The following is a 25,923-nucleotide window of genomic DNA, read 5'->3' as shown; positions in this document are numbered from 1 at the left end:
CCGAACGCTGGCCGTTTGAGAGTCTGGTTTTCCTGCCTGTTTTCAGGCCTTGTCGGATGTCAGCGTATTGTGAATGGCCTTGGCGGCGCGCTTTTCAAAGTCGCAGAACTTTTCCAGTTCCGGTTTGAGCTTGCGGATTGCCGGCAGGCGCTGCTGAAAATCCGTCTCGCTGGCGTTGCTGATTGCGCGCATGATGTCGTCGCTATTTGCGCATTCTATGATCGGACCGGTATCGAAGAAATCTCCGAGATTGGGGCAGCCCCAGTAGATGGGCACCGTATCGCAGAGCAGTGCGTCGATGAGTTTCTCCGAGAAATAATTGCGTTCTTGTACGTTTTCGATAACCACCGAATAACGGTACGGAGCGAGACCGTCGGATTTCCGGTCAAACGGGTCATACCCGCCGCCCATCACATCCATATCGATGCCTTTGTTTCGGACCCCATCGACGATCTCGTGGCGCAGCTTATGACCGGTCGAGTCGCGCTTGGCCGAGGCGATGAGCGAGAGCATCCTGCTCTTGGTACAGTCCACCTCGCGCCAGTCCGGGACCCATGTGGTACCGTAAGGAAACAGCAGCGCGTTCGGCAGCCGGTCGAGCAGGTCTTGGTTGAAGGTCAGGATCCGGTAGAAGCGGCGATAGCTGAACCTTAGCAATGCGATATGCTTGGCGTGGATGACGGCGGGTTCGCCCATCACCAGCGAGACCTGCCCTGATATCCCGAGACGCGGCTGGAAATGGGTGATGGTGCGGGGGAAGAGGATGAGGTGATCGCGGCTTGTCAGATCCGCCACGGTCTTACCTGCCAGACGATCCGGACATCCCAGCGGCCAGATCAGATCGGAAACAGGCGTGGCTGCCAGTGCACGGCCCTGACGATGGGTGTAGGGCAGTACCGCAATGGCGGGCGCGTTCTCCATGTTCACGCCGGTTGATCCGGCAAATCGACCGTCCCGCGCATCAGGACATAGCCCTTTCCCGCGACGCTGATGCCCGTCATGTTCTGCGCCGACCCAAAGCGACCGACACGCGCCTGGCCCGGGCGTCCCATCCAATGTCCCTGCTCGGCGATGAAACTGTCTTTTTCCATCAGGCCGTTATGCCAGAGATAGGCCGCCATTGCCCCGGTCGCGGAGCCGGTGAACGGATCTTCGGGCGGGCTTGGCGGGGCAAGCAGCAGACGGGAAAATGTGTCGCCCTCCTCAGAGGCGCCGCTCAGAGTGACAAGGAATGGCTCGGCCATATCGTTGGAGGCATAGCCAATGCCCGCTGTCATCTTGCCGAGTTTGTCGGGGTCGAGACTTGCACGGCGCAGGGCGTCGTGATCGCGCAGGACTGTAATGCAGAACGGCAAGCCTGTGGAGATCATGCGCGGCGGCGCGATGATGTGATCGGGATCGAGGCCGATTACACCGGCCACAGTTTCGGCGGCGACGTGATCCCCGAACTGGGGCGCGACCTGAGTCATTTCAATCAACCCGTCTTTCAATGAGACCGGAACGATACCCGCGCCGGTTTCCAGCCGGATGCTATCCCCGCTAATCAGGCCGCGAGAGTGCTGCGCGGCGACGGTGGCGATTGTCGGGTGGCCTGCAAACGGGATTTCGCGCGAGGCGAGAAAGTAGCGTACGCGGATATCGGCGATCTTCGAGGGGCCGGTAAAAGTGCATTCCACCAGCGAAGTTTCCCGCACGAAATCCATGCAGGTCCGGTCGTTCAGACCTGCGCCGTTCAGGACCACGGCGCATCCGTTGCCGCCAAAGGCGCGGTCGGTGAAGGCATCGACCCAATCGAATTCGAAACTTGCCATGACTGCGGTTCCTCCTGATCATTCCTTTCGGCCTTCGCAAGAAACCCGAATGGGTTCAAGTGGTAACAGGCATGATGCTTCGGGGTTAGGGGTGCTTGACCGCCCGCCGTGGAGCGGGTCAGCATCGCGCCGTCAGTTCATCATAGGACGTAATCTTGGCGTTTCACATCAGGGATCCTTTGGGCGATACAGATACGCCGTTTGCCGAGTGGTTCAGTGCCTCGGGCTTTCTCGATAACCGCGCGGGTCGGTATCACCTTGCAACCGATTACAACTGGGGTGCGGTGGGGGACGACGCAGGGCAGGAAGTCTATTCAATCGCTGACGGGGTGATCGCCTATCAGGCTGCGGATTACGGCGGCGATGGCGGTGCGCTGGTCGTCTATTACACGATGGCGGACGGGACGCCGTTTTCCGTGGTCTACGGTCATATCGACGTCAGCGCCGACGTCGGCCCGATCTCTTACGGCGCGCAAATCGGCAGATTGTTCGATTACGCCTCGGATCATCTGCATTTTGCCGTGGCTGCCGGTCATACGCTTGGTGTCTTGCAGGGCTCGGTAACTTATGATCCGACCGCTTATAAAGGCGTCGGCGCGGATGGTGTCGCCTATGTGGATGTGAGCACCGCGTCGGGACCTGTCCGGTATTTCGACCCGGAGGCCTTTCTGGCGACCTATATGAACCCGCGCAGCGGTGAGACGCCCCCCCCAGTCACCGGGCGGGCCTATATCGCGGGCAGCAGCGGCGGTCTTTTCCTGCTTGAGGACGGCGAACTGAGCCAGATCCACCGGAGTAAAGGCTTGCCGGTGTTCCTTGACATGACGCTGGCCGCAAACGGCGGGCTTTTTGGTATCGCCGAGGGCGGACTATATCAGATCAGCCTGCTCGACGGGTCGGCCACGCGATTGACTGACCTTTTTGCCGACGCGAACGCGCTGGGATCGGATCATCACGGCATGCTTTATGTCGGGTCAGAGAGTGTCGGCAGGATAGATGTTTTCGACTCGGCGACTCTTGGGAAGGTCGCTTCAATCGGTCTTCCCCAAAATGTGTATGCCGAGGGCGATATCGTGGTTAACGGGGACAGCCTGTTTCTTGCCACCACAAAGGGAACAATGCTGACCTATGATCTTGCGGCGGGAGAGGTCGTCAGCGATGTGCCGCATGGCATCGCGGACCTGTTTGCACTTTATTTCGACGACGGACTCTACGGGTTTTCCGATGAGACATTGTACCGGCTGGATCCCGTAACCGGCGGCAACGAAGCAGTCGCGCAACTTGAGGCGGGCGGCACGATTAACAGCGCGGCCAGCCTGCCCGTTGAAAGAGTTAAAGGCACAAGCGGCGATGAGATGCTCTACGCGCCTTTTGCCGGAATGGTGACACGGGGCGCAGCAGGGCGCGACCGTATCCATGGCACAAGGGACGACGATACTTTGTTAGGGAATCGCGGCAAAGACTGGTTGTTCGGCGGCAGTGGCGCGGACAAGCTCAAGGGCGGCAACGGCAATGACAGCTTGATCGGAAACCGTGGGCGCGACAGGCTGATCGGCGGGGATGACAAGGACACGCTTTCCGGCGGCAGGGGTCGGGACGTACTAATCGGGGGAGCGGGCGACGATATCCTGTCGGGTCAGACCGGGCGCGATCGCTTTCGTTTCAGCTTTGAAGATGCCGGTCAGGATACGATTACGGATTTCTCTGCCGGGAAAGACAGGCTTTTTCTTGATCAGGGGCTGGTCGGGGGTGCAACGTCAGGTGCTGAAATCGTCGCGGGGTTTTCGCGCCTTATCGGCGGCGACGCAGCGCTTGATTTCGGCAATGTGGAGATCGTTTTCAACGGGATCATCGACCTAACAACGCTCGCCGATGACATCGTCCTGATCTGACAGAGAAATGCCGCTTTTGAGTGGCAATTGGCAGGCCGTTGATCTGGCCTGCCGCGTTCGTATGTGGCAAACGCCGTGACTTAGTGGACGTTTACAGGCGCCAGATCATGCTGGCGTGCAAGGGAAAACGCGAGTTTACGGTCGGACACGAGCGCGAGCTGCGCACCGTCCTGATCGTGTACCGCATAAAGCTGTTCCAGCTCTCCTGCTTCGTCACGGACTTCCTTGGGCAGATCCGCAACGAATACCGGTTTCACGTAAACGATCCGGGGACCGTCACCCTTGAATTCTACGTTGGTATCCATTTCTCACCCTTTCCTTATGTTGATCGTCTGAACCACGGTATCCGGTATGGCCCGGGTCAGATCGACGTGAAGCAGCCCGTTTTCCATGACGGCTTCTCCCACCTCAACGCCTTCGGCGAGCACAAAGGTCCGCTGAAACTGACGCGCGGCTATTCCCCGGTGGAGAAAGACGCGGCCTTCGCTGTCGTCGCGTTGACGACCTCGGATGACCAATTGCCTGTCTTCGACAGTGATGGCGAGTTCTTCCTCGGCAAACCCGGCCACGGCCAGGGTAATGCGGTAGGAATGATCGGAATTCTGTTCGATATTGAACGGCGGATACCCTTCGTTCCCGGACTTTGCGGTACGTTCCAGAAGGCGTTCCAGCTGCTCGAATCCCAGCAGATGCGGGTAAGAGGCAAGAGTTAGTTTCGACACGTTATTCGGCCCTTTTGCACCAAAGCGACACGAGAACGCGGTCCCTTTTTGGCAACCGCGCAAGATGAATATGGGGACAATTCGTTGTGTTCACAAGGTCTAGGCGAAAACATCCCTAAGGGTTACAATAAAACCCTGCTAGCAGCCGCGAGTCGCCTTTTATGAATGCACCTATCGATCTGTCGATGAAAACAGATGAAGTGTTGCGTGTCGAACTTGAAGTGTTCAGACGCCAGCACCGCGATCTCGACGAGGCTATTCATGCGCTGGCCGAAAAAGGTACTGGCGATCAGCTTACCATGCAACGGCTCAAGAAGCAGAAGCTGCGGCTGAAGGATATCATTGCACGTATCGATGACAGGCTGACCCCTGACATAATCGCCTGATGGCCGGATAGCGGAACCCGCGCCTTGAAGGCTTGTATTGATGATCTGGATGCAATCCGAACCGGTCTTTGCGACATACTAAAATCATCGCCGTTTTCCGGACTAGTGCCGGAAATTGTCGGAGCAGACTGGTCGGAGGCAACGACCATGTCGTCGCGCGCACCGGTCTGCGATGCATTTCCGGATATCATAGAGCTCTGCGCCGATCCTGCAGCACATCCCCGGTTCGCACGCCCGCTGGCCTCGATTATGGACGGGCTGGGCTGGGTCGCGGATTATCCGTCTCACCCCGTATTGAAGGACCGGTTCGGACATGCGGTGCTTTACGCGTCGGACACGCTGGTCATCGGATGCAACCTGACATCGGCCGGTACTGCCTATCCCGCACATGCGCATCTTGCGAAGGAAGTGTACCTGCCCGTCACAGACAGTGGCGCTCTTTTCTGGCATCAAAGGGAGGGCGAAGCCTTTCGCGTGACACCCGGCGATCTCGTGTTCCACGAAAGCGAGGAAGCGCACGCCTTGCGCACATCCGACCGCCCTGCCCTGAACCTCTGGCTGCAATTCGGCGACGCGCCGGGCGGGGCGACCTGGTTCGTTGATGCCCCTGCCCCCTGGCATTGAGTTAACTATCACGAAAGATGTGCGGTTTTGCCCTTGCTTATCCCGTGAACCGACATTGCCTGTGACACGCCAATGGCTATAGTGCCGCTTCCTTTGAAACGGGGTGAGATCATGCAGGACATCCATGTCGGGATCATCATGGGCAGCCAGTCGGACTGGGCCACCATGAAGGAGGCCGCCGATATTCTTGACGCGCTGGACATCAGTTACGAGAAAAAGATCGTATCTGCCCACCGCACGCCCGACCGGCTTTGGGAGTACGGCAAGACAGCCGTCGACCGTGGATTGCAGGTGATCATCGCCGGTGCCGGGGGCGCGGCGCATCTGCCTGGGATGATGGCGTCAAAGACCCGCGTACCGGTCATCGGAGTTCCCGTCCAGACGCGGGCCTTGTCCGGCGTCGACTCGCTTTACTCGATCCTGCAGATGCCGCGCGGCTTTCCGGTCGCGACGATGGCGATCGGTGCGGCCGGGGCCGCGAACGCGGGCCTGATGGCGGCAGGGATTCTCGCCCTGCAGGATAGCAAAATCGGGGAGCGGCTGGACCAATGGCGCGCGAACCTTTCCGCATCTATTCCGGAGGAGCCCCAGGATGACTGATCCCCTGCCGCAAGGCGCTATAATCGGTATTCTCGGTGGCGGCCAGCTGGGGCGCATGCTTTCGGTCGCGGCCTCGCGGCTTGGATTTGCCTGCCACATCTACGAGCCGGGCGCGAACCCGCCCGCGGCCCAGGTCGCGGCGAGGCTGACCACGGCCGGGTACGACGACGCCGAGGCGCTGCGCAGGTTTGCGGACTCTGTCGACGTCATCACCTACGAATTCGAGAACATTCCGACCGAAGCGCTGGATATCCTTGAAGAACAACGCGTCATCCGGCCCGGACGCGAGGCGCTTCGGGTCAGCCAGGACCGGTTGACCGAAAAAACCTATCTGCAGGGGCTCGGGCTGAAAACGGCACCTTTCGCGGATATCACCGATCTGGCCAGCCTTAAAAATGCAATTGCCGAAATAGGCACCCCGGCGATCCTGAAGTCACGTCGCTTTGGCTATGACGGCAAGGGACAGGCGCGGCTGAATGCGCCCGGGGATGCCGAAGCGGCGCTTGCGGAGATGGCCGACGCGCCCGCGATCCTAGAAGGGTTCGTGGATTTCCAACGCGAGGTGTCTGTAATCGCGGCACGTGGCGCCAACGGAGAAGTCGCCTGTTTCGACCCGGGCGAAAACGTGCATCGCGACGGCATCCTTCACACGACCCGGGTGCCCGCGACGCTGTCGCCCTCGCAGCGCACGGATGCGGTGCTGATCGCCGCCAACATTCTGAATGCGCTGGATTATGTGGGCGTCTTAGGCGTCGAGCTTTTTGTCACCAATACCGGTCTTGTCGTGAACGAGATCGCACCGCGCGTGCATAATTCCGGGCACTGGACCCAGAACGGCTGCATGGTGGATCAGTTCGAACAGCACATCCGCGCGGTGGCGGGATGGCCGCTGGGTGACGGCAAGCGGCAGCTCGACGTCGAAATGGAGAACCTCATCGGCGCGGATCTTGACCGGGTCGAAGCGTTGAGCCGGGATCCGGCGACCGCGCTGCATCTTTATGGCAAGTCAGAGGTCAAGCCGGGCCGCAAGATGGGTCATGTCAACCGGATTCTCGGGCCAGCAGGGTAATCGCGACCTTCGGCCAGCGATGCGCGAGCATTCAAAATGGTGCCACCGTTCCGGCGGCACCAGGCCTCCGGCGGGGATATTTTGAGACCCAAAGAAGGGCGGATCACCCTATGAAGCGTGCGGCGATATCGCCGGACATGTAGCTGAATCGACCGCCCGCGATGGTTGCCGCGATGCGTTTGGTTTTGGCATCGAGGATGACAAGATCGGCACGCATGCCGGGCCGCAGCTCACCGCGGTCGGTCAACCCGAGCAGGCGTGCCGGATTGCCAGAGACCAGCGACCATGCAGACGGCAGGTCGCAGATACCCTGTGCGACCAGTTTGAAAACTGCGCGCCGCAGGGAGGGATAATGGTAATCGGACGCCAGCGCCGTGCAGAGCCCCTTGGCGATCAGGTCGGTCGCGCTGATGTTGCCGTTGTGGGAATTGCCGCGCACGACATTGGGAGCACCCATGATGACCGGGTCGCCACTGTCTATCGCGGCTTCAGCGGCTTCGAGGGTTTCGGGGAATTCGGCGATTGAGACGCCCTGTCGACGCCATTCGCCACGTTGCCCTGCGGTTTGGTCGTCATGGCTGCCCATCTTGATCCCGCTTGCAGACAGATTGCTGGTCAACTCCCGTAGTGCGGCGGGCACCTCGGCGGCGCGGCTATGCAGGTCTAACATAAGGTCCAGATGCGCTTCTGGATTGCGCCCAGCCTTGAGCGCCTGTCCGGTAAGACGGGGCGGCTTTCGTCCGGCCGCCAGCCGATCATGGGGAAGGTGGTCGTTGAAAACGAGATAGGAAACATCCCAATCCGCCAGTTTGCCCGGCAGATCGGTGTAAGCGTCAAGCATATGGGTTTCGAACCGAAGCTGCGCCATGAGATCCGTCACCACCTGCGACTTGGCGAACCTGATTGCCGCAAAGACCTTTGCCGCATACTCCGGACTGCGCAGCCCGCCCTCCCAGCTGTAGAATTGAGCAAGAACCGCAGTTGTCAGTCCATTGGCCGCGAACTCGGCCTCGGCGGCGGCGACGCCTTCGGTCATATCCGGCATCGCGCCGCGTCTCGGGGCGAGATGGCGTTCGAATCCATCTCCGTGCGGATCGACGATGCCGGGCAAAACCAGATAGCCTTGCAGATCGATGCGACGCCCTGTCCGGTCGTTCCGGATGATCCCGTCGGCGAAAGTAAGGCGGCTTTTTTGCATCCCATCTTCGGGTGTCAGGACGAGAGCCCCCTCGAGGTCAAGCGAAAGAGTGTTCATTTGCTCGGTTCGCCTGCCTGATCGACGCAGCCCGCAAGACGCAGGCAGCTGTTCTGCACAAGATCCAGGGTCGCTTCGGACCAGCCTAGATCACGCTGGAAGCGACCGGTTTCTAGAAAATGAAGGGTTTCGGCAATCACCCTTGGATTATTCATCATGAAGGTATGGGTGACTGGCAGGATCAGGTGGTCGGACATGCCTTTGACGAAAGTCGAGGCGACGGAGACCTTACCGTCATCCGGTCCGGGAATGATGTGGGAAAAGATCGGGTTAAGCGTGTAGGTTCCGGCGATCACGCCGAGAGGAAAATCGACCGGGGGCAGCTTTGGGGGCAGACTGTCAGTTCCTGTGCCGAGTTGCAGCCCGGCGGGTCCGTTCAGCATGCCGAATACCTCCCATTCGCCGAGTTCATCTACCAGTTCGCTGCCCTGGTTGGGCGGCCCGAGCATGACGACGCGCCCGAGCCTGGCGGGACGGTGCTTTTGAAACCAGTAGCGAATGAGTATGCCGCCCATGGAATGCGATACGAAATGCACTTCGCGATCACCGCAACCGGCAAGAGCCTTGGGAATGGTATGTTCGGCCAACGTCGCGATAGGATCTTCGGTCGAGGGGTATTCGGGATGGATGACGAGATAGCCCTGCGCCTCCATCACTTCGCGCATAACCGTAAAGGAAGCGTCAGTCCGCGCGAGACCATGCAGGAGCACGACGCATTGAGCGAGAGCGGGCATTGGCAGCAGGAAGAGACATATGGCAAGGACGAAACGCATAGGGGCGGGATAGGCTCAAAATCCGTGCGTGAAAAGGGTGAGCTTGCTGCGTTGTTTCATACTCGGGGTCTGAGAAACGACAGCGTCAGCCCGCCGAGAACCAGCACGGCACCGCCGAGGTAGCGAAGGTGAAGCACTTCGCCGAGGAGCAGGACGCCACCGGCCAGCGCGAGGACCGGCACGCTGAGCATCAGGATTGCCGCCGTCGAGGGCGTCAGTTTCGGCAGCAGGCTATACCAGAGCGCGTAGCCAAGGCCCGAAGCGAAGGCACCGGACAGGACAGCAAGCAGGAGACCAGTCGCACTTATGTCGTGCGGTGCATCTGTAAGGAAAGGCACCGCAAGCGTCAGTGGCAGGGCAAGGACAAAATTGGCCGCAGTCCCGGCAAGCGCGTCGGGTTCATATCGGCCGGTGATCGTGTAGACGGCCCAGCCAAGTCCGGCCAGCGCCATCAGACCCGCACCCTGCAGATTGACCGATATGGTGGCAGAGGGGTTCACGATCACGACAAGCCCGCCAAAGGCGATGACCGCGCCGATTGTTTGCCTCATGGTGGGGGCGGCCTTGAGGAACGCGGCAATCACAAAAATCGAGATCTGAACCACGCCGAAAAGGATCAATGCGCCAAGCCCGGCCGGGAGAGTAAGATAGGCGGTCGAAAAGCCGATCATGTAGAGGGCGAGCGCCAGTGCCCCAAGTCCGCGGCGTGGCTCGAGCCACGTCAGATTTGCGCCTTTGATCCGGGCAAGGGCGATCAGCATGAACGCGCCCGACGCGACCCGGATGACCGCAAAGCTCTCCGGATCGATATAGCCGTAATCGACCGCGATGCGGTTGAGCAGCGAATTCGCTGCGAAGGCGACCATCGTCAGACTAATGAGAATGTAGAAGCGCATGCTCGCACGTGGCCCAATTCTTGCAGTTTCCGCAAGTACCATCGACGTTCATGGTGCGAGGATCAGCCGAACGCCTTTGGATAGACAAGCGTTTCCTTAGGGGCCGTTTCGCCGGGGCCAGCCAGTAGCGTATGACTTACCGGATAGGGTGAAGTCAGCTGTGCCGCGCGTTCCAAGGAAAATCCGTAGCGGGAGTAGAAACCGGGTTCGCCAAGGACGACGACGGTCTTTTTGCTCAGGCGGGCCCATTCGGTGATCATGCCGACCATGCGGCCACCTATGCGGCGGCCCTGCCACTCGGGATGGACAGCGACAGGCGCAAGGCAGAGCCAACCCTTGGGCCGGATCATTTGCGACAGACCGGCATAGGCAACAATCCGGTTGTCGGCGCTGATCACCATCTCGCCGGCAATCGCGCGATCCTTTCGCAGGTGGTGGACAAGGCGGACTTCGTCCTGCCCTTCGAAAGCGAGGGCGAGCAGGTCATCCACCTGCCCCTCTTCCCCACGGCGCAATTCACGCATGTAATCTGGAGATGTAATCAAGATGGTCTCCGCGATGTCTGAGGTGGCAAGTTCCTCGGTGGACAAAATTCTTACAAGAATTTTTCCAAGAAATTTGAAATTTCTTGTCGCTTGCAATGAGAAAGGGGCGCCTGGTTTGGCGCCCCTTTCGGATACTGATGGGCTAACCCATCGAAACCTGTCGGTTTCGATTATTACATCATGCCGCCCATGCCGCCCATGTCGGGCATGCCGCCGCCAGCGGATGCACCTTCCTTGGCGGGCTTGTCGGCAACCATGGCTTCGGTGGTGATCAGCAGACCAGCGATCGAAGCGGCATCCTGCAGTGCGGTACGGACCACTTTAGCCGGGTCGATAACGCCGAACTTGAACATGTCGCCATATTCTTCGGTCTGAGCGTTAAAGCCGAACTTCAGGTCATCGGATTCACGGATCTTGCCCGCAACAACCGAACCGTCCACACCGGCATTCTCGGCGATCTGACGCAGCGGCGCTTCGAGTGCCTTGCGTACGATCGAGATACCGACGTTCTGGTCGTTATTCGCACCGGTCAGGCCGTCGAGAGCTTTTGCACCCTGGATCAGGGCAACACCGCCACCAACGACGATACCTTCCTGAACAGCCGCGCGAGTTGCGTTCAGCGCGTCATCGACACGGTCCTTACGCTCTTTCACTTCGACTTCGGTCATGCCACCGACGCGGATGACGGCAACGCCGCCCGCCAGCTTGGCAACACGTTCCTGAAGCTTTTCACGGTCGTAGTCGGACGTGGTTTCTTCGATCTGGTTACGGATCTGGGCAACGCGTGCTTCGATCTCGGCCTTCTCGCCCGCGCCGTCGACTACGGTGGTTTCATCCTTGGTGATCGACACTTTCTTGGCCGAACCCAGCATGTCCACGGTGACGTTTTCCAGCTTCATGCCGAGGTCTTCGGAGATGACCTGACCACCGGTCAGGATCGCGAGGTCCTGCAGCATGGCCTTGCGGCGATCGCCAAAGCCCGGTGCCTTGACAGCAGCAATTTTCAGGCCGCCGCGCAGCTTGTTGACAACGAGAGTTGCCAGCGCTTCGCCTTCGACGTCTTCTGCGATGATCAGCAGGGGTTTCTGCGACTGAATCACGGACTCGAGCAGCGGAACCATCGGCTGGAGCGAGGAGAGTTTCTTCTCGTGCAGCAGGATCATGCAGTCTTCGAGTTCCACGGTCATCTTGTCAGCATTGGTGACAAAATAGGGCGACAGGTAGCCACGGTCGAACTGCATACCTTCGACGACGTCGGTCTCGGTTTCCAGACCTTTGTTCTCTTCGACGGTGATCACGCCTTCGTTGCCGACTTTCTGCATCGCGTCAGCAATCTGCTGGCCGATTTCGGCTTCGCCGTTGGCGGAAATGGTGCCGACCTGAGCGACTTCCGCGCTGTCGGACACGTCACGAGCGGCGGCTTTGATCGCGTCGACGACTTTGCTGGTGGCAAGGTCGATGCCGCGCTTGAGGTCCATCGGGTTCATGCCCGCTGCGACCGACTTCATGCCTTCCTTGACGATGGCCTGAGCCAGTACGGTGGCGGTGGTGGTGCCGTCGCCTGCTTCGTCGTTGGTGCGGGAAGCGACTTCCTTCACCATCTGGGCGCCCATGTTCTCGAACTTGTCTTCCAGTTCGATTTCCTTGGCAACCGAAACACCGTCTTTGGTGATGCGCGGCGCGCCGAAGGATTTGTCGAGAACCACGTTACGGCCTTTGGGGCCGAGAGTTACTTTAACCGCGTCAGCAAGGATGTTCACACCCTTGAGCATGCGATTGCGGGCATCGGTGTCAAATTTGACGTCCTTAGCAGCCATATCTTGTATCTCCTAAAAATCTTGATTGGGATTCGTGAAAACCCGGGGTGTTCAGGCTGCAGCAGCTGCTGCCGAGTCGGTGATCACGCCAAGAATATCGCTCTCTTTCATGATCAGCAGCTCTTCGCCGTCGACAGTGACCTCGGTGCCCGACCATTTGCCGAACAGGATCTTGTCGCCCGCTTTCACGGCCATTTCGATCAGCTCACCGCTATCCTTGCGCGCGCCGTCGCCGCATGCGACAACTTCGCCTTCGCTGGGCTTTTCTTTTGCGCTATCGGGGATGATCAGGCCGCCCTTGGTTTTCTCTTCGCCTTCAACGCGACGCACCAGAACACGGTCATGAAGTGGTTTGAATGCCATCTTTGCAGCTCCTTAAGCTCAAAGTTTGTTTCTACAGGCCCCCCGTACGAGGCAGCCGTTAGCACTCACCTAAGTCGAGTGATAACGACGCATAGCTAGGGAGCACAGACTTTCCTGTCAACAGGATTCGAAGGGAAAATTTTCGACGTCCGGACGCCTTTCATCGCCAACCTTCCCTGTCAACCAAGGGAAAGGAGGACACACCCCCTGCCCTGCGCTGTCTGCACGAGGGTGACCCTAGCCTATTCGACGCAGGATCAGCCCGTGACGGTAGCGAGATAATCACCCGGAAACGCTGTACAACCGGTGTCAGCAGAACAATGCCGACGCGGCGGATGCCAAGTCGTGTTAACCTGGCGCAGCGCACGGGCAAATGTCACGGGTGACAAGCCCGATCCTCCCGCCTATAAGGCGCGCAAATCACAGGACGCACCAAGGATATTGACCATGAGCATTCAGGTATTCGGCCACAAATCCCCCGATACCGACAGCACCGGCTCGCCCATCATCTGGGCCTGGTACCTGTCTGAAATCGAAGGCACCGCTGCAACGCCCGTTCTCCTCGGAGAGCCCAACACGGAAGCGGCTTTCATGCTGGAACGCTGGGGACTGGACAAGCCCGCGATCATCGATGGCGTCGAAGCTGGTGCCCCAGTCGTGATCGTCGACACGAACAACCCAGCTGAGTTGCCCGACAATATAAATGACGCCGACATTCAGGCCATCATCGACCACCACAAACTGGTCGGCGGCCTTGAAACCAAAGGGCCCATCGATATTACCGTACGGCCACTGGCCTGCACGGCGACGATCATGCACGACCTGATCGGCGATGACCTGACCAAGATGCCCGAGCAGATCAAGGGCGCCATGCTGACCTGCATCCTGTCGGATACGCTCGAATTCCGTTCGCCAACAACGACTCCGCATGACCGCGCGGTCGCCGAAAAGCTGGCCAAGGAACTTGGTGTCGACGTCTCTGAATACGCCAGCGAGATGTTCGCGGCGAAATCCGACGTTTCGGCTTTTTCCGAAGCCGAACTACTCCGTATGGACAGCAAGGAATACGAAGTTGGCGGCAAGCAATTCCGCGTTTCGGTACTTGAGACCACCGCCCCCCAAATGGTTCTGGACCGCAAAGATGCCCTTATGGCGGCGATGACCGGTGTGGCCGAAGAAGACGGTGCCGATCAGGTTCTGCTTTTCGTTGTCGACATCCTGAACGAGGAAGCCACGCTGCTGGTCCCCAACGATCTGGTGAAGACGGTGGCGGAAAAGAGCTTTGGCGCGTCGGTCAGCGGCGACACCGTCGTCCTGCCCGGCATCATGAGCCGCAAGAAGCAAATCATCCCGAACCTTGCGGTCTGATTGCTGCTTACGGCACTGCGGATGCTGACGGCGCATCGGTGAAAATCTATTGGGCGCCCCGGAAGTCGGGGCGCCCTTTTTTCATTCGCGCAGCGCTGTCTAAAAGTGTAGGCAGCATTTGAATTCAAACAGTTTGAGGCCCGCCCATGACCCAGATCATCAATTCGCTGTCCGAGATTTCCGATCGTTACGATGCCTTGTTCGTTGATCTCTGGGGATGCGTGCATGATGGCGTCAGGGCGCTTCCCGATGCCTGCGCGGCGCTTCAGGAATACCGGCGCAAAGGCGGCTGCGTCGTGCTCGTGACGAACTCCCCAAAGCCGCGCGCCGGGATCGCACCGCAGATCGCGGGTTTCGGCGTGCCCGAGGATGCGTGGGATACAATCGCCTCATCGGGCGACAGTGCCCGCGCCGCCATGTTTCAGGGCGTCGTCGGCGAAAAGGTATGGTTCATGGGCGAACCCGAACGGGACGACGATTTTTTCAAGCCGATGAAGGTGATTGATAACCCGGTGAACATCCAGCGGGTCGAACTGGAAGATGCCGAAGGTATCGTCTGCTGCGGGCCTTTCGACCCGATGGCTGATCCGGCGGACAACCGTCCTGAATTCCTTTGGGCCAAACAGAAGGGGCTGAAACTGCTTTGTGCCAACCCCGATATCGTGGTTGATCGCGGTGATGTCCGGGAATGGTGCGCGGGTGCGCTTGCCAGGCTTTACACTGAGATGGGCGGCGAAAGCCTGTATTTCGGCAAGCCGCACCCGCCGATCTACGATCTGGCGCGGCGGCGTCTGGCCGAGATCGGCAAGCATGTTTCTGATGGCTCGATCCTTGCCATTGGCGATGGAGTTCACACCGATATCGCAGGCGCGATGGGCGAGGACATCGACAGCCTCTTTATCTCGGGCGGATTGGCAGCCAAGGAAACCAAAACGGATGGCCAGCCCGATCCTGATGCGCTTGACGCCTATCTGAATAAGGAAATGGCCAATCCTACCTTCGCAATCGGGCATCTGCGCTGAGGAAAAGGCTTGCTTTTCTGCAGTCGCGAAGTAATTAAGTTGCACGGTTGAATTAAATTCCGTAAATTTATTACCGAGTCGATTGCCGGAGCTGAAATCATGCTGGATAACTTGCCGCGCGGAACGATCTGCATCGAAGATATCGAGATGGGCATGACGCGCCATCTGCGGAAAGTCGTGACAGACGAAGATATCGAGATGTTCGCTCAGGTCTCGACCGACCGGAATCCGGTGCATCTGGACGACGACTACGCCCGCGACACGATTTTCGAGGGCCGGATCGCGCATGGCATGCTCACCGCCGGTCTGATCTCTGCGGTGATCGGAGAACAGCTGCCCGGTCATGGCACGGTCTACATGGGCCAGACGCTCAAGTTCCTGGGTCCCGTTCGCCCCGGCGACATGGTCTATGCCGAGGTCAAAGTGATCGGCATAGATCTTGCGAAGCGGCGCGTTCAACTCGACTGTCACTGCGCGGTGGAGGGCAAAAAGGTTCTGGCCGGAGAAGCGACAGTACTTGCCCCGAGCCGCAAGTTCGACTGACCCCCGGCACGTGCCGAACAAAGCCCGTCTGAAAGCGCGCAGGCTTTGCGCGTATTTCACGGTTCCCAACGTCGCGCGCTTCGCCTGCGCGGGTTGCGCTTGAACAAGCCCCGCTTCGACGCTACGCAGCGACCATGCGGATCATCCAGACCTATCAGAATATTGCCCCTGCCGATCGCGGCGCAAGCGTGGCCATCGGGAACTTTGACGGCGTCCATCTTGGGCACCGCTCTGTCATCAAGCTTGCCGAGCAGGCAGACGCGACGGCGCCCACCGGGGTACTGACATTCGAGCCGCACCCTCGGGAGTTCTTTGCCCCCGACAGCTCGCCATTTCGCCTGATGAGCCGCGATGCACGGCGGCACCGACTGGAAAAGATCGGGGTGGATATCCTCTATGAGCTGGCCTTTGACGCGGGGATGGTCGAGCTGTCGCCGGAGGAATTCGCGCGCGATGTCATCTCATACGGGCTGGGACTGGCCCATGTGGTGGTTGGTGCGGACTTCCGGTTTGGCAAGGAACGCAGCGGCGGTGCCGAGGAACTGCAAGCCTTTGGCGAACAGTTCGGCTTCGGCGTTACGATCGCCCCGTTGCTTGAAGAGAATGATACGACCATATCCTCGACCGCGATCCGCACGGCGCTAAGCGAAGCGCGGCCGGGTGATGCCGCAGCCATGCTTGGCCATTGGCACCGGATCGAAGGCAAAGTCATCGACGGGGAAAAGCGGGGACGCGAGCTGGGTTATCCTACGGCGAACATGTCAATTGACGGTCTCCATCCGCCTGCCTTCGGCGTTTACGCGGTGCTGGTGGATGTGCTCGACGGTGCACACAAGGGCAGCTACCACGGCGCGGCAAGCCTTGGCGTGCGACCGATGTTCGGCGAGAACCGCGCGAACCTTGAGACCTTTATCTTTGATTTCAAAGGCGACCTGTACGGCAGCACCCTGTCGGTCGGGCTGGTTGAATTCCTGCGCCCCGAGATAAAATTTGAAGGGCTGGAAAGCCTGATCGCGCAGATGGATGCCGATTGCGAAAAAGCCCGGAAGGTTCTGGAAAGCCTATGAAAGATCCGATCCCCCGGCGCGGACTGGCCAAACGGTTCTGGGAAAAGAAATCGATGGCAGAGATGTCGCAGCAAGAGTGGGAAGCTCTTTGCGATGGCTGTGGCAAATGCTGTCTAAACAAGCTGGAAGATGAGGACACGGGCGAGATCGACCTGACACGGATTGCCTGCCGTCTGCTTGACGACAGCACCTGCCGTTGCAGCCAGTACCCCATTCGCCACCAGTTCGTTCCCGAATGCATCGTGCTGAAGCCCGACAACATCGAGGACCATCTCTACTGGATGCCGCAGACCTGCGCCTATCGGCTTATCTATGAAGGGCGCGAGCTTTATGACTGGCACCCGCTCATTTCTGGCCGCGCCGAATCCGTGCACCATGCGGGCGTGTCGGTGCGAGGCATGACCGTACCTGAATTCGAAGTCCCCGAAGAAGAATGGGACGACTACCTGATCGAGGAGCCCACCTGATGTTTTTCGCCTCTGACAATGCCGGTCCGGTCCATCCCGCCATCATGGAAAAACTGGCGACGGCCAATGCTGGATACGCCCTGCCCTATGGTAATGATCCGTTGATGGATGAGGTGCGCGAAAAGATCCGAGATATATTCGAGGCGCCCGAGGCTGCGGTTTACCTTGTCGCAACTGGCACGGCGGCAAACTCGCTGGCGCTGGCGACGCTGACGCAGCCCTTTGAGACGATTTTTTGCTCGCCCCTTGCCCATATCCACGAGGACGAATGCAACGCGCCCGAGTTCTACACCGGTGGCGCAAAGCTGACGCTTGTTCCGGGCGGCGACAAGATGACGGCGGAATCTCTGCGCGAGACAATTGCCGGAGAGCAGACACGGGGCGTCCACGGCCCGCAGCGCGGCCCTGTTTCGATCACCCAGATCACCGAGCGCGGCGGCGTTTACTCCTTGTCCGAAATACAGGACCTCGCAGAGGTCGCGCAATCGTTTGGTGTGCCGGTTCACCTTGATGGTGCGCGGTTCGCGAATGCGCTGGTCGCGCTGAATTGCTCGCCAGCAGAAATGACATGGAAAGCGGGTGTGGACGCGGTTTCCTTTGGCGGCACGAAAAACGGCTGCATGGGCGTCGAGGCGGTCATTCTTTTCAATCAAGACAAGGCGTGGGAATTCGAGCTACGCCGGAAAAGGGGCGCGCAGCTGTTTTCAAAGCACCGGTACTTGTCGGCGCAGATGGCGGCTTATCTGACGGACGACCTGTGGCTAAGCCTCGCGCGGAAGTCCAACGATGCCTGCGCAAGCTTGCGGGAAAAACTGGTGGCTGCCGGCGTGGAGATTGCTTGGGGCGGAACCGCCAACATGATCTTCCCCCGCTTTTCCCGAGCCGCGCATCAACGGTTGCACGAGGCCGGAGCGCTCTACAACATGTGGGATGGCGAATTGCAGGGGGCCAATCCCGAAGAAATGCTGACAGCGCGGCTTGTCTGCGACTGGTCCGCGAGCGATGAGAACACGGACCGATTCATCGAGATACTCAATGGCTGACGGTCAGACGGGGACCTCTGCAAACAGCTGACGCAGGTGATCGGCCGTCTCTGCCGGATGGCTGATCGGCAGCATATGTCCGGCACCTTCGACCACGACGTTCCGGGCATCCGGTAAACACGCGGCGAAACCATCATTCACGGCGGCGATGATATCCGCCGTATTGCCGCCCCGCATCAACAAGACGGGCAGGTTCAGAGATTGCAGTTTCCCCGGTTCCAGAAGGTTGTGGATATCGTCCAGCAAGGCGGGGCTGCACGCAGGAACGATCTGCACGCCCCGGATCATGGCCGCGCGTCTGTGTTCTGGCATTTCCTCCCAGCTCTCACCGACACCGCCGCCCCAGCCGCCGTTGAATAATCGGGCGCCAAGCTCGACGTCTCCCGCCTCCATCGCGTTATAGAAGGGCGCGGAGGACCGCATGCTTGCCTCGACGAGTTCTGGCCGATCCTTCTTTACGATAGCGAAGTAGACGGATTCTATCATGGTCAGGCTGCGCACCAGTTCCGGGAAAAGCACAGCGACGCGCATCGCGATGGACGCGCCAAAGGAATGGCCGATGACATCCACGGGTTCCGTCAAGGTCGCAACAGCCGCTCGCGCCATGCGATCCTGAAAGTCCCCCTGCCCGTCCCAGTCAGGGCTGAGTCCGTGGTTGAACATATCGGTGGCGGTAACTTCTATCTCGCTGTCCATCTCGGCTACGAGACCCTTCCAGGCGCCGGAATGGGCAAGCGTACAATGCAGCGCCAGAACCTTGCGCTTGCCGTTCCCGAGTTTGCGGCTTTCAAGAGGCTGAGGTATGGGCAAAGCCATGTTCACGCCGCAGCTTCCTCAAGATGCGTATCGAGCGCGTCGAGGCGATCCTGCCCCCAGAAACGCTCATCATCTTCGGTGATGTAAAAGGGCGAACCGAACACTCCACGGCTGATCGCTTCTTCGAGATTGGCGGCGTAGGTCTCCGCCCCTTGCAGCAAACCGCGATCGGCGATGGCCGGGTCAAAACCGGCCTCCTCCAAGCAATCGCGAATGACCGCATCATCGGCAATATCCTTGTCCTCGGCCCAGCATGCGCGCAGGACCGCGTGGGACAGAACACCGACATCCCCGCCCCCTTCGGCCTGTGCCGCAATGATCGCGTATGAGGACGGCGCTGCATTGGTCGGGAAATGGGCGGGCTGAAAGGTCATCTTCATCTGGAGATGCTTGGCCTGCCGCTTGAGTTCCTGCAGCCGGTATTCCTGACGCGCGACGGGGCGATCCTTTGGAAGAGCCGTTCCGGTCCGGGCGAACAGCGAGATGATGTCGAACGGCTTGTAGACGACTGTCGCCTCGTGCCGGGCTGCTATCTGTTCGAGCCGGGTGCCCGCGAGATATGCAAAGGGTGACAAAGTTGCAAAGAAGTAGTCGAGCTGGGCCATTTGCTTTTTCTCCCGCGGCTAGCTTTGCGCGACGGTAAGGCCATGCTAAGCGGTGTCAACACCACGAATCTGTTACATATCTCTCTCGCTGCTCCGGGAAACCAATCTCAATGCCTCATATGATCGAACCCAAGCTGATCTCTGGGAATGCCAACCAGCCGTTGGCACAAGCCATTGCGCGCCGCATGACAATGCATCGCGGCATTCAAACCGGGTTGGTCGATGCCCGCGTGGAACGTTTCAACGACGGCGAGATTTTTGTCGAAGTGTTCGAAAACGTTCGGGGCGAGGATATGTTTATCATCCAGCCCACCTCCAATCCGGCCAATGACAACCTGATGGAATTGCTGGTGATGGCGGATGCGCTGCGCCGGTCGTCGGCGGCACGGGTTACGGCGGTCCTGCCCTATTTCGGTTATGCCCGCCAAGATCGCCGCACCAAGGCGCGTACGCCGATCACGGCCAAGCTTGTGGCCAACATGATGGTCGGCACCGGCATCGAACGGATCCTGACAATGGATCTGCATGCGGCCCAGATCCAGGGCTTCTTCGACATCCCCGTCGACAACCTTTATGGCTCGCCGGTTTTTGCGCTGGATATCCGAACCAATTTCAAAGGTCAGATGGACGAGTTGATGGTGGTATCGCCCGACGTGGGCGGTGTGGCCCGCGCGCGCGAGCTTGCCAAACGTGTAAATGCACCGCTGGCCATCGTCGACAAGCGGCGGGAAAAAGCCGGTGAAGTCGCGGAAATGACCGTGATCGGGAACGTTAAGGACAAGATATGTCTGATCGTTGACGACATCTGCGACACGGCGGGCACGCTCTGCAAAGCGGCAGAGATCCTGATGGAGAACGGCGCCAAGGAAGTGCACTCTTATATCACGCATGGCGTGATGAGCGGCCCTGCGGTCGAACGGATTACCAACTCGGTTATGAAATCGCTGGTTCTGACCGATACGATCCGCCCGACAGACGCGGTACTAGCCGCGCCGAACATCCGTATCGTACCCACCGCACCGGTATTCGCGCAAGCCATCCTGAACATCTGGAACGGCACATCGGTGTCCTCGCTCTTTGAGGATTCGACGCTCTCGCCGATTTATGAATCCCTGTACACGATGGACTGAGAAACCGGGTGTATCGGGAAATTCATTGGGCGCTCCGTTTTGCGGGGCGCCCTTTTTCTTTTACCGCGTAGCTGCCCGAACTTGCCATTCCCGTAAAAGAAAACCGGCCCGCGATGGGGCCGGTTTCCAGATATCAATCGTGTCAGACGACGTCAGGCCGGAGCCGGACCGCCGCCCTTGCCGATGGCGATGTGATCGCCAAGGGCAACCATGTCGGACAATAGCTTGGCCGCGTCATCTACAGGACCCGGTTCGTTCTTGAACGTCGACTTGGCCTCTTCGTGCTTGGCACGAGCATCTTCGATCAGTTCGTCGATATGCTCACGCGTGACCTCGGTCATCGGGATCGCCTGCTCGGCCAGAACCGACAGACCTTCGGCGTTGATTTCCGCAAAGCCGCCAGTGACGATGTATTCCGACGTGCCTTCCGGACCGTCGACCCGCAGAACACCGGGACGCAGCGTGGCGATGACGGGGCTATGACCGGGCATTGCCGTCATGTCACCGTCCGCACCGGGGATCAGAACCTCGCGGGCCTGAAACGACGCAAGGCGCCGTTCCGGGGAGACGAGGTCAAATTGCATTGTGTCTGCCATCAGTGGCTCCTTTAAGCCGCGTCAGCGGCCATGCGTTCGGCTTTGGCTTTCACTTCTTCGATGCCACCGACCATGAGGAAGGCCGCTTCGGGAAGGTGATCGTATTCACCAGCCACAACCGCCTTGAACGACGAGATGGTTTCTTCCAGCGGCACCTGCACGCCCGGCGAACCGGTAAAGACCTGCGCCACGTCGAAGGGCTGGCTGAGGAAACGCTCGAGCTTACGGGCACGGGCCACGGTCAGCTTGTCCTCTTCGCTCAGTTCGTCCATGCCGAGAATGGCGATGATGTCCTGAAGCGATTTGTAGCGCTGAAGCAGCTGCTGCACGTCGGTTGCGACCTTGTAGTGCTCTTCCCCAACGATGGCCGGGTCAAGCAGACGCGACGAGGAGTCGAGCGGGTCAACCGCCGGGTAGATGCCCTTTTCCGAGATCGCACGGTTGAGAACCGTGGTCGCGTCGAGGTGCGCAAAGGATGTTGCCGGCGCGGGGTCGGTCAAGTCGTCCGCAGGCACGTAAATTGCCTGCACTGAGGTAATCGAGCCAGCTTTTGTCGACGTAATACGCTCCTGAAGTGCGCCCATGTCGGTAGCCAGCGTCGGCTGATAACCCACAGCGGAAGGAATACGACCCAGAAGCGCCGACACCTCGGAACCCGCCTGCGTAAAGCGGAAGATGTTGTCAACGAAGAACAGAACGTCGGTCCCGGACTGGTCGCGGAACTGCTCGGCCAGCGTCAGGCCGGTCAGAGCAACACGCGCACGCGCTCCCGGAGGTTCATTCATCTGACCGTAAACAAGAGCAACTTGCGACTCTTCGAGGTTGTCGGGCTTAATCACGTTGGATTCGATCATCTCGTGGTAAAGGTCGTTACCTTCACGGGTCCGTTCACCAACACCGGCGAAAACGGAGTAACCCGAGTGCACCTTTGCGATGTTGTTGATCAGTTCCATGATGAGAACGGTCTTGCCCACACCGGCACCGCCGAAGAGGCCAATCTTACCACCCTTGGAGTAGGGCGCCAGCAGGTCGACGACCTTGATGCCAGTGACGAGAATTTCCGACTCGGTCGACTGAGCGGCGAATTCAGGTGCTTCGGCGTGGATCGGACGAGTTTCGGTTGCGTTGACCGGACCTTTTTCGTCGATCGGCTCGCCGACCACATTCATGATGCGGCCGAGAGTCGCGTTACCGACCGGCACCGAGATCGGCGCGCCGGTGTCGGTCACGACAGCGCCGCGAACCAGACCTTCGGTCGCGTCCATCGCGATGGTACGGACGGTGTTTTCACCAAGGTGCTGAGCCACTTCGAGCACCAGCTTCTTGCCGTTGTTCTCGGTGTTCAGTGCGTTCAGAATCTCAGGCAGCGCGTCGTCGAACTGTACGTCGACCACAGCGCCGATGACCTGAGTGACTTTGCCTGTTGCAGTAGCCATGTTTGTCTCCGGTTCTCTTACAGCGCTTCCGCGCCGGAAATGATTTCAATCAGCTCGTTGGTGATGACAGCCTGACGCGAACGGTTGTATTCGATGGTCAGCTTGTCGATCATTTCGCCCGCGTTTCGGGTCGCGTTGTCCATCGCGCTCATCCTTGCGCCCTGCTCGCCAGCCCCGTTTTCCAGCAACGCGCTGAATATCTGGGTGGCCACGCCACGCGGCAGCAGGTCGGCGAGGATTTCCTCTTCGCCCGGTTCATAGTCGTAAACCGTGCTTGCCGAATCCGCGTTTTCATCTTCTTCAAATTCGGCAGGAATGATCTGCTGTGCCGTCGGCACCTGGCTTACCACGTTGACGAATTTCGAGAAGAACAGCGTCGCCACGTCGAACTCACCTGCATCAAAGCGCGACAGGATGTCCTGCGCGATTTTTTGTGCATCGGTGTAACCAAGGCGTTTGACATTGCTCAGATCGACATGGCCGATGAAATCGTCCGCGAAGTCGCGCTTGAGCACGTCACGGCCTTTCTTGCCGACCGTGAGGATCTTGACCGTCTTGCCTTCGCCCTTGAGCTTGAGCGCATGGTTCTTTGCGAGACGCGCGATATTGCCGTTGAAGCCCCCGCAGAGGCCCCGTTCGGCTGTCAACACCACCAGCAACTGCACCTGGTCGCTGCCCGTACCGGCCAGCAACTTCGGCGCGCTGTCGCTTTTGCCAACCGAAGCCGCGAGCTGCGCCATCACGGCGTTGAACCGTTCGGCATAGGGACGCGAGTCTTCGGCAGCTTCCTGGGCGCGGCGCAATTTTGCTGCCGCGACCATCTGCATCGCCTTGGTGATCTTGCGGGTCGATTTGACCGACTCGATCCGATTTTTAAGGTCCTTGAGATTTGGCATTGCCCTATCTCTCCTTAAGCGAAGTCAGCGGCGAATTCGTCAAGCGCTGCTTTGAGTTTGTCTTCGGCGTCGCCCTTGATCTTGGGATCTTCGTTGGTGATCCAGTCTAGAATGTCCGAACGCTTGCCACGCAGATGCGCCAGCAGGCCCTTTTCAAAGCGACCCACGTCAGAGACGGGCAGCTTGTCGAGGTAGCCATGCGTACCGGCGTAGATGACGCAGACGATTTCCGCGTTGGTCAGCGGCGAATACTGCGGCTGCTTCATCAGCTCGGTCAGACGGGCACCACGGTTCAGCAGGCGCTGGGTCGCGGCGTCGAGGTCGGAGCCGAACTGCGCAAAGGCCGCCATTTCGCGGTACTGAGCGAGTTCCAGTTTCACCGGACCGGCAACCGACTTCATCGAGTTGGTCTGAGCGGACGAACCCACACGCGAAACCGACAGACCGGTGTTCACGGCAGGACGGATGCCCTGGAAGAACAGGTCGGTTTCAAGGAAGATCTGGCCGTCGGTGATCGAAATCACGTTGGTCGGAATAAAGGCCGAAACGTCACCACCCTGGGTTTCGATGATCGGCAGAGCCGTCAGCGACCCGGCGCCGTTGTCTTCGTTCAGTTTGGCCGAACGCTCGAGCAGGCGGGAGTGGAGATAGAAAACGTCACCCGGGTAAGCTTCACGTCCCGGCGGACGACGCAGCAGCAGCGACATCTGGCGATAAGCCACGGCCTGCTTGGAAAGGTCATCGTAAACGATCAGCGCGTGACGGCCGTTGTCACGGAAGTATTCGGCCATCGCGGTCGCGGCGTAAGGTGCAAGAAACTGCATCGGTGCCGGTTCGGACGCGGTTGCAGCCACTACGATGGTATATTCGATAGCGCCGGTCTCTTCGAGACGCTTCACCAGCTGCGCGACGGTCGAACGCTTCTGACCGATCGCAACGTAGATGCAGTAAAGCTTTTTGCTCTCGTCGTCGCCGGCGGCGTCGTTGTAAGATTTCTGGTTCAGGATGGTGTCCAGAGCCACGGCGGTTTTACCGGTCTGACGGTCACCAATGATCAGCTCTCGCTGACCACGGCCGATCGGGATCATCGCGTCGACCGACTTGAGGCCGGTTGCCATCGGTTCATGCACCGACTTACGCGGGATGATGCCCGGTGCCTTGACGTCGGCCACACCGGTTTTGTCGGTGTTGATCGGGCCTTTGCCGTCAACGGGGTTACCAAGGCCATCGACAACGCGACCCAGAAGTTCGTCACCGATCGGCACGCTCACGATGTCATTCGTGCGCTTGACGATGTCGCCTTCCTTGATGTCCCGGTCGGAACCGAAGATCACGACACCGACGTTATCGGATTCAAGGTTCAGCGCCATCCCCATGATGCCGCCGGGGAATTCGACCATTTCACCGGCCTGCACGTTGTCCAGACCATATACACGGGCAATCCCGTCACCGACGCTGAGCACTCGCCCAACCTCGGCGACTTCGGCCTCCTGACCGAAGTTCTTGATCTGGTCCTTCAGGATCGCAGAAATCTCTGCTGCTTGGATACCCATTTATCCGACCTCTTTCATTGAATTCTGGAGGGAGTTGAGCTTCGAGCGGATCGACGTGTCGATCATCTTCGAACCCACTTTAACGATCAGACCACCGATGAGGCTTTCATCGACGGTCGCATTGATAGTAACGGTCTTGCCGACATTCGCACTGAGCGATTTCGACAGTTTTTCGGTCTGTTCCTTGGTCAGAGCCTTGGCGCTTGTCACCTCTGCGACAACCTCGCCGCGTTGATCAGCAAGCTGTTCGCGCAGCACGGACAGAAGCTGCGGCACAACGAAGAGACGGCGTTTTTCCGCCATCAGGGCCAGCGCGTTCTGAAGAACCGGAGCGAGGTCCATTTTCTTGGCCAGCGCACTGATCGCGTTGCGCTGTTCGCCGCGGGAAATCAATGGTGACTTGATCATGGCGCTCAGTTCAGCGCTGTCGTTCAGAGCGGCGCTCAGATCGCCGACGCTCGTCTCGAGCCCATCAAGGTTACCGTTCTCTTGCGCGATCTCAAAAATCGCTGTGGCATAGCGTTCAGCTATACCAGTGGAAATCGAAGCTGGTTCGGACACGTCCACCCTTCCGATATTAAGACCCGATTGGCTGCCAGCATGGCGACCTCCGGGCGCGTTAGAAAGC

Annotated in this window: 29 protein-coding genes; 12 read left to right on the top strand and 17 right to left on the bottom strand. The window is 59.2% G+C overall.

Annotation, left to right across the window (positions count from 1 at the left end):
* Positions 1-42: 42 nt before the first annotated feature.
* Together MF268_RS06285 and MF268_RS06280 are read right to left on the bottom strand one after the other, a co-directional pair.
* Positions 43-921, bottom strand: a complete 879-nt coding sequence (locus MF268_RS06285; protein WP_238370031.1) for a glycosyltransferase family 10 domain-containing protein — start codon at positions 919-921, stop codon at positions 43-45.
* A 2-nt stretch (positions 922-923) separates the two neighbouring features.
* Complete coding sequence (locus MF268_RS06280; RefSeq protein ID WP_238370030.1) at positions 924-1,811, bottom strand: PhzF family phenazine biosynthesis protein; 888 nt, start codon at positions 1,809-1,811, stop codon at positions 924-926.
* Between the two features lie 155 nt (positions 1,812-1,966).
* Between MF268_RS06280 and MF268_RS06275 the strand changes: the two genes are divergently transcribed.
* On the top strand, positions 1,967-3,703 hold the full coding sequence (locus MF268_RS06275; RefSeq protein WP_238370029.1) for a calcium-binding protein: 1,737 nt from the start codon (positions 1,967-1,969) through the stop codon (positions 3,701-3,703).
* Positions 3,704-3,783: 80 nt separating this feature from the next.
* Here MF268_RS06275 and MF268_RS06270 read toward each other — a convergent pair whose 3' ends face one another.
* Together MF268_RS06270 and MF268_RS06265 are read right to left on the bottom strand one after the other, a co-directional pair.
* Complete coding sequence (locus MF268_RS06270) at positions 3,784-4,008, bottom strand: DUF1150 family protein (RefSeq protein ID WP_088634817.1); 225 nt, start codon at positions 4,006-4,008, stop codon at positions 3,784-3,786.
* A 3-nt stretch (positions 4,009-4,011) separates the two neighbouring features.
* Positions 4,012-4,425, bottom strand: coding sequence for an Hsp20 family protein (locus tag MF268_RS06265; protein ID WP_088634818.1), 414 nt, complete (start codon positions 4,423-4,425; stop codon positions 4,012-4,014).
* A gap of 161 nt (positions 4,426-4,586) precedes the next feature.
* Between MF268_RS06265 and MF268_RS06260 the strand changes: the two genes are divergently transcribed.
* The 4 genes from MF268_RS06260 to MF268_RS06245 all read left to right on the top strand — a co-directional run bounded on the left by MF268_RS06260 (position 4,587) and on the right by MF268_RS06245 (position 7,104).
* Complete coding sequence (locus tag MF268_RS06260) at positions 4,587-4,811, top strand: YdcH family protein (RefSeq protein ID WP_088634819.1); 225 nt, start codon at positions 4,587-4,589, stop codon at positions 4,809-4,811.
* Positions 4,812-4,958: 147 nt separating this feature from the next.
* The gene (locus MF268_RS06255; RefSeq protein WP_238370028.1) at positions 4,959-5,435 is read left to right on the top strand and encodes a dimethylsulfonioproprionate lyase family protein; all 477 of its coding nucleotides are present in this window, start codon (positions 4,959-4,961) and stop codon (positions 5,433-5,435) included.
* A 111-nt stretch (positions 5,436-5,546) separates the two neighbouring features.
* Positions 5,547-6,035: a 5-(carboxyamino)imidazole ribonucleotide mutase gene (purE, locus tag MF268_RS06250; RefSeq protein WP_238370027.1), complete on the top strand. Its 489-nt coding sequence runs from the start codon at positions 5,547-5,549 to the stop codon at positions 6,033-6,035.
* Positions 6,028-7,104, top strand: a complete 1,077-nt coding sequence (locus MF268_RS06245) for a 5-(carboxyamino)imidazole ribonucleotide synthase (RefSeq protein ID WP_238370026.1) — start codon at positions 6,028-6,030, stop codon at positions 7,102-7,104. Before purE ends, MF268_RS06245 begins: the two co-directional genes overlap by 8 nt.
* A gap of 103 nt (positions 7,105-7,207) precedes the next feature.
* Here the strand turns inward: MF268_RS06245 and MF268_RS06240 are convergent, their stop codons facing one another.
* From MF268_RS06240 to MF268_RS06215, 6 genes are all read right to left on the bottom strand, one after another.
* Complete coding sequence (locus tag MF268_RS06240) at positions 7,208-8,359, bottom strand: alpha-D-ribose 1-methylphosphonate 5-triphosphate diphosphatase (RefSeq protein ID WP_238370025.1); 1,152 nt, start codon at positions 8,357-8,359, stop codon at positions 7,208-7,210.
* Positions 8,356-9,132, bottom strand: a complete 777-nt coding sequence (locus MF268_RS06235) for an alpha/beta fold hydrolase (RefSeq protein WP_238370024.1) — start codon at positions 9,130-9,132, stop codon at positions 8,356-8,358. Before MF268_RS06235 ends, MF268_RS06240 begins: the two co-directional genes overlap by 4 nt.
* Before the next feature lie 56 nt (positions 9,133-9,188).
* The gene (locus MF268_RS06230; protein ID WP_238370023.1) at positions 9,189-10,028 is read right to left on the bottom strand and encodes a DMT family transporter; all 840 of its coding nucleotides are present in this window, start codon (positions 10,026-10,028) and stop codon (positions 9,189-9,191) included.
* 62 nt (positions 10,029-10,090) lie between these two features.
* Positions 10,091-10,573 carry a GNAT family N-acetyltransferase gene (locus MF268_RS06225; RefSeq protein WP_238370022.1) on the bottom strand — a complete coding sequence of 161 codons (483 nt, stop codon included), beginning with the start codon at positions 10,571-10,573 and terminating at the stop codon, positions 10,091-10,093.
* 173 nt (positions 10,574-10,746) lie between these two features.
* Positions 10,747-12,390 carry a chaperonin GroEL gene (gene groL / locus MF268_RS06220; RefSeq protein WP_238370021.1) on the bottom strand — a complete coding sequence of 548 codons (1,644 nt, stop codon included), beginning with the start codon at positions 12,388-12,390 and terminating at the stop codon, positions 10,747-10,749.
* 51 nt (positions 12,391-12,441) lie between these two features.
* Positions 12,442-12,753 (bottom strand): co-chaperone GroES, encoded by a 312-nt coding sequence (locus tag MF268_RS06215; protein ID WP_238370020.1) that lies wholly within the window; start codon positions 12,751-12,753, stop codon positions 12,442-12,444.
* Between the two features lie 447 nt (positions 12,754-13,200).
* Between MF268_RS06215 and MF268_RS06210 the strand changes: the two genes are divergently transcribed.
* The 6 genes from MF268_RS06210 (at position 13,201) to MF268_RS06185 (ending at position 18,263) form a co-directional block, all read left to right on the top strand.
* Positions 13,201-14,121, top strand: a complete 921-nt coding sequence (locus MF268_RS06210; RefSeq protein WP_238370019.1) for a manganese-dependent inorganic pyrophosphatase — start codon at positions 13,201-13,203, stop codon at positions 14,119-14,121.
* Positions 14,122-14,267: 146 nt separating this feature from the next.
* On the top strand, positions 14,268-15,143 hold the full coding sequence (locus MF268_RS06205) for a TIGR01459 family HAD-type hydrolase (protein ID WP_238370018.1): 876 nt from the start codon (positions 14,268-14,270) through the stop codon (positions 15,141-15,143).
* A 99-nt stretch (positions 15,144-15,242) separates the two neighbouring features.
* On the top strand, positions 15,243-15,686 hold the full coding sequence (locus MF268_RS06200) for a MaoC family dehydratase (protein ID WP_238370017.1): 444 nt from the start codon (positions 15,243-15,245) through the stop codon (positions 15,684-15,686).
* Positions 15,687-15,820: 134 nt separating this feature from the next.
* The gene (locus MF268_RS06195) at positions 15,821-16,753 is read left to right on the top strand and encodes a bifunctional riboflavin kinase/FAD synthetase (RefSeq protein ID WP_238370016.1); all 933 of its coding nucleotides are present in this window, start codon (positions 15,821-15,823) and stop codon (positions 16,751-16,753) included.
* On the top strand, positions 16,750-17,220 hold the full coding sequence (locus MF268_RS06190; protein WP_238370015.1) for a YcgN family cysteine cluster protein: 471 nt from the start codon (positions 16,750-16,752) through the stop codon (positions 17,218-17,220). The genes MF268_RS06195 and MF268_RS06190 overlap by 4 nt, the downstream gene beginning before the upstream one ends.
* Positions 17,220-18,263: a threonine aldolase family protein gene (locus tag MF268_RS06185; RefSeq protein WP_238370014.1), complete on the top strand. Its 1,044-nt coding sequence runs from the start codon at positions 17,220-17,222 to the stop codon at positions 18,261-18,263. The genes MF268_RS06190 and MF268_RS06185 overlap by 1 nt, the downstream gene beginning before the upstream one ends.
* 3 nt (positions 18,264-18,266) lie before the next feature.
* On the opposite strand, the gene MF268_RS06180 is transcribed toward MF268_RS06185, so the two are convergent.
* A complete protein-coding gene (locus MF268_RS06180; protein WP_238370013.1) occupies positions 18,267-19,079 on the bottom strand; it encodes an alpha/beta fold hydrolase in 813 nt (270 codons plus the stop codon).
* A 2-nt stretch (positions 19,080-19,081) separates the two neighbouring features.
* Positions 19,082-19,684 carry a 2-hydroxychromene-2-carboxylate isomerase gene (locus MF268_RS06175; protein ID WP_238370012.1) on the bottom strand — a complete coding sequence of 201 codons (603 nt, stop codon included), beginning with the start codon at positions 19,682-19,684 and terminating at the stop codon, positions 19,082-19,084.
* A 110-nt stretch (positions 19,685-19,794) separates the two neighbouring features.
* On the opposite strand from MF268_RS06175, the gene MF268_RS06170 reads away from it, so the two are divergent.
* The gene (locus MF268_RS06170) at positions 19,795-20,814 is read left to right on the top strand and encodes a ribose-phosphate pyrophosphokinase (RefSeq protein ID WP_238370011.1); all 1,020 of its coding nucleotides are present in this window, start codon (positions 19,795-19,797) and stop codon (positions 20,812-20,814) included.
* Between the two features lie 152 nt (positions 20,815-20,966).
* Here MF268_RS06170 and MF268_RS06165 read toward each other — a convergent pair whose 3' ends face one another.
* The 5 genes from MF268_RS06165 to MF268_RS06145 are packed head-to-tail and all read right to left on the bottom strand — an operon-like array spanning position 20,967 to position 25,856.
* A complete protein-coding gene (locus MF268_RS06165) occupies positions 20,967-21,410 on the bottom strand; it encodes a F0F1 ATP synthase subunit epsilon (RefSeq protein ID WP_238370010.1) in 444 nt (147 codons plus the stop codon).
* A gap of 11 nt (positions 21,411-21,421) precedes the next feature.
* On the bottom strand, positions 21,422-22,846 hold the full coding sequence (atpD, locus tag MF268_RS06160; protein ID WP_238370009.1) for a F0F1 ATP synthase subunit beta: 1,425 nt from the start codon (positions 22,844-22,846) through the stop codon (positions 21,422-21,424).
* Between the two features lie 17 nt (positions 22,847-22,863).
* Positions 22,864-23,742 (bottom strand): F0F1 ATP synthase subunit gamma, encoded by an 879-nt coding sequence (locus MF268_RS06155; protein WP_238370008.1) that lies wholly within the window; start codon positions 23,740-23,742, stop codon positions 22,864-22,866.
* 14 nt (positions 23,743-23,756) lie between these two features.
* Positions 23,757-25,295, bottom strand: coding sequence for a F0F1 ATP synthase subunit alpha (atpA, locus tag MF268_RS06150; RefSeq protein WP_238370007.1), 1,539 nt, complete (start codon positions 25,293-25,295; stop codon positions 23,757-23,759).
* Positions 25,296-25,856 (bottom strand): F0F1 ATP synthase subunit delta, encoded by a 561-nt coding sequence (locus MF268_RS06145; RefSeq protein ID WP_238370006.1) that lies wholly within the window; start codon positions 25,854-25,856, stop codon positions 25,296-25,298. It abuts the gene before it with no gap.
* Positions 25,857-25,923 lie beyond the last annotated feature (67 nt).

Origin of the sequence: Heliomarina baculiformis (assembly GCF_019966545.1) — a bacterium.
GTDB lineage: Bacteria > Pseudomonadota > Alphaproteobacteria > Rhodobacterales > Rhodobacteraceae > Heliomarina > Heliomarina baculiformis.
The sequence above is the reverse complement of the archived record's forward strand: the minus strand, read 5'-3'. Positions and strand labels throughout refer to the sequence as shown.

Bases quoted from the DNA above. Each gene is read 5' to 3' on its own strand.
- MF268_RS06155 (WP_238370008.1), bottom strand. From the start codon at position 23,742: ATGCCAAATCTCAAGGACCTTAAAAATCGGATCGAGTCGGTCAAATCG.
- MF268_RS06240 (WP_238370025.1), bottom strand. From the start codon at position 8,359: ATGAACACTCTTTCGCTTGACCTCGAGGGGGCTCTCGTCCTGACACCC.
- groL (WP_238370021.1), bottom strand. From the start codon at position 12,390: ATGGCTGCTAAGGACGTCAAATTTGACACCGATGCCCGCAATCGCATG.
- MF268_RS06180 (WP_238370013.1), bottom strand. From the start codon at position 19,079: ATGGCTTTGCCCATACCTCAGCCTCTTGAAAGCCGCAAACTCGGGAAC.
- MF268_RS06235 (WP_238370024.1), bottom strand. From the start codon at position 9,132: ATGCGTTTCGTCCTTGCCATATGTCTCTTCCTGCTGCCAATGCCCGCT.
- MF268_RS06245 (WP_238370026.1), top strand. From the start codon at position 6,028: ATGACTGATCCCCTGCCGCAAGGCGCTATAATCGGTATTCTCGGTGGC.
- MF268_RS06285 (WP_238370031.1), bottom strand. From the start codon at position 921: ATGGAGAACGCGCCCGCCATTGCGGTACTGCCCTACACCCATCGTCAG.
- MF268_RS06185 (WP_238370014.1), top strand. From the start codon at position 17,220: ATGTTTTTCGCCTCTGACAATGCCGGTCCGGTCCATCCCGCCATCATG.
- purE (WP_238370027.1), top strand. From the start codon at position 5,547: ATGCAGGACATCCATGTCGGGATCATCATGGGCAGCCAGTCGGACTGG.
- MF268_RS06175 (WP_238370012.1), bottom strand. From the start codon at position 19,684: ATGGCCCAGCTCGACTACTTCTTTGCAACTTTGTCACCCTTTGCATAT.
- atpD (WP_238370009.1), bottom strand. From the start codon at position 22,846: ATGGCTACTGCAACAGGCAAAGTCACTCAGGTCATCGGCGCTGTGGTC.
- MF268_RS06230 (WP_238370023.1), bottom strand. From the start codon at position 10,028: ATGCGCTTCTACATTCTCATTAGTCTGACGATGGTCGCCTTCGCAGCG.
- MF268_RS06170 (WP_238370011.1), top strand. From the start codon at position 19,795: ATGCCTCATATGATCGAACCCAAGCTGATCTCTGGGAATGCCAACCAG.
- MF268_RS06205 (WP_238370018.1), top strand. From the start codon at position 14,268: ATGACCCAGATCATCAATTCGCTGTCCGAGATTTCCGATCGTTACGAT.
- MF268_RS06280 (WP_238370030.1), bottom strand. From the start codon at position 1,811: ATGGCAAGTTTCGAATTCGATTGGGTCGATGCCTTCACCGACCGCGCC.
- MF268_RS06165 (WP_238370010.1), bottom strand. From the start codon at position 21,410: ATGGCAGACACAATGCAATTTGACCTCGTCTCCCCGGAACGGCGCCTT.
- MF268_RS06215 (WP_238370020.1), bottom strand. From the start codon at position 12,753: ATGGCATTCAAACCACTTCATGACCGTGTTCTGGTGCGTCGCGTTGAA.
- MF268_RS06255 (WP_238370028.1), top strand. From the start codon at position 4,959: ATGTCGTCGCGCGCACCGGTCTGCGATGCATTTCCGGATATCATAGAG.
- MF268_RS06200 (WP_238370017.1), top strand. From the start codon at position 15,243: ATGCTGGATAACTTGCCGCGCGGAACGATCTGCATCGAAGATATCGAG.
- atpA (WP_238370007.1), bottom strand. From the start codon at position 25,295: ATGGGTATCCAAGCAGCAGAGATTTCTGCGATCCTGAAGGACCAGATC.
- MF268_RS06210 (WP_238370019.1), top strand. From the start codon at position 13,201: ATGAGCATTCAGGTATTCGGCCACAAATCCCCCGATACCGACAGCACC.
- MF268_RS06260 (WP_088634819.1), top strand. From the start codon at position 4,587: ATGAATGCACCTATCGATCTGTCGATGAAAACAGATGAAGTGTTGCGT.
- MF268_RS06190 (WP_238370015.1), top strand. From the start codon at position 16,750: ATGAAAGATCCGATCCCCCGGCGCGGACTGGCCAAACGGTTCTGGGAA.
- MF268_RS06195 (WP_238370016.1), top strand. From the start codon at position 15,821: ATGCGGATCATCCAGACCTATCAGAATATTGCCCCTGCCGATCGCGGC.
- MF268_RS06270 (WP_088634817.1), bottom strand. From the start codon at position 4,008: ATGGATACCAACGTAGAATTCAAGGGTGACGGTCCCCGGATCGTTTAC.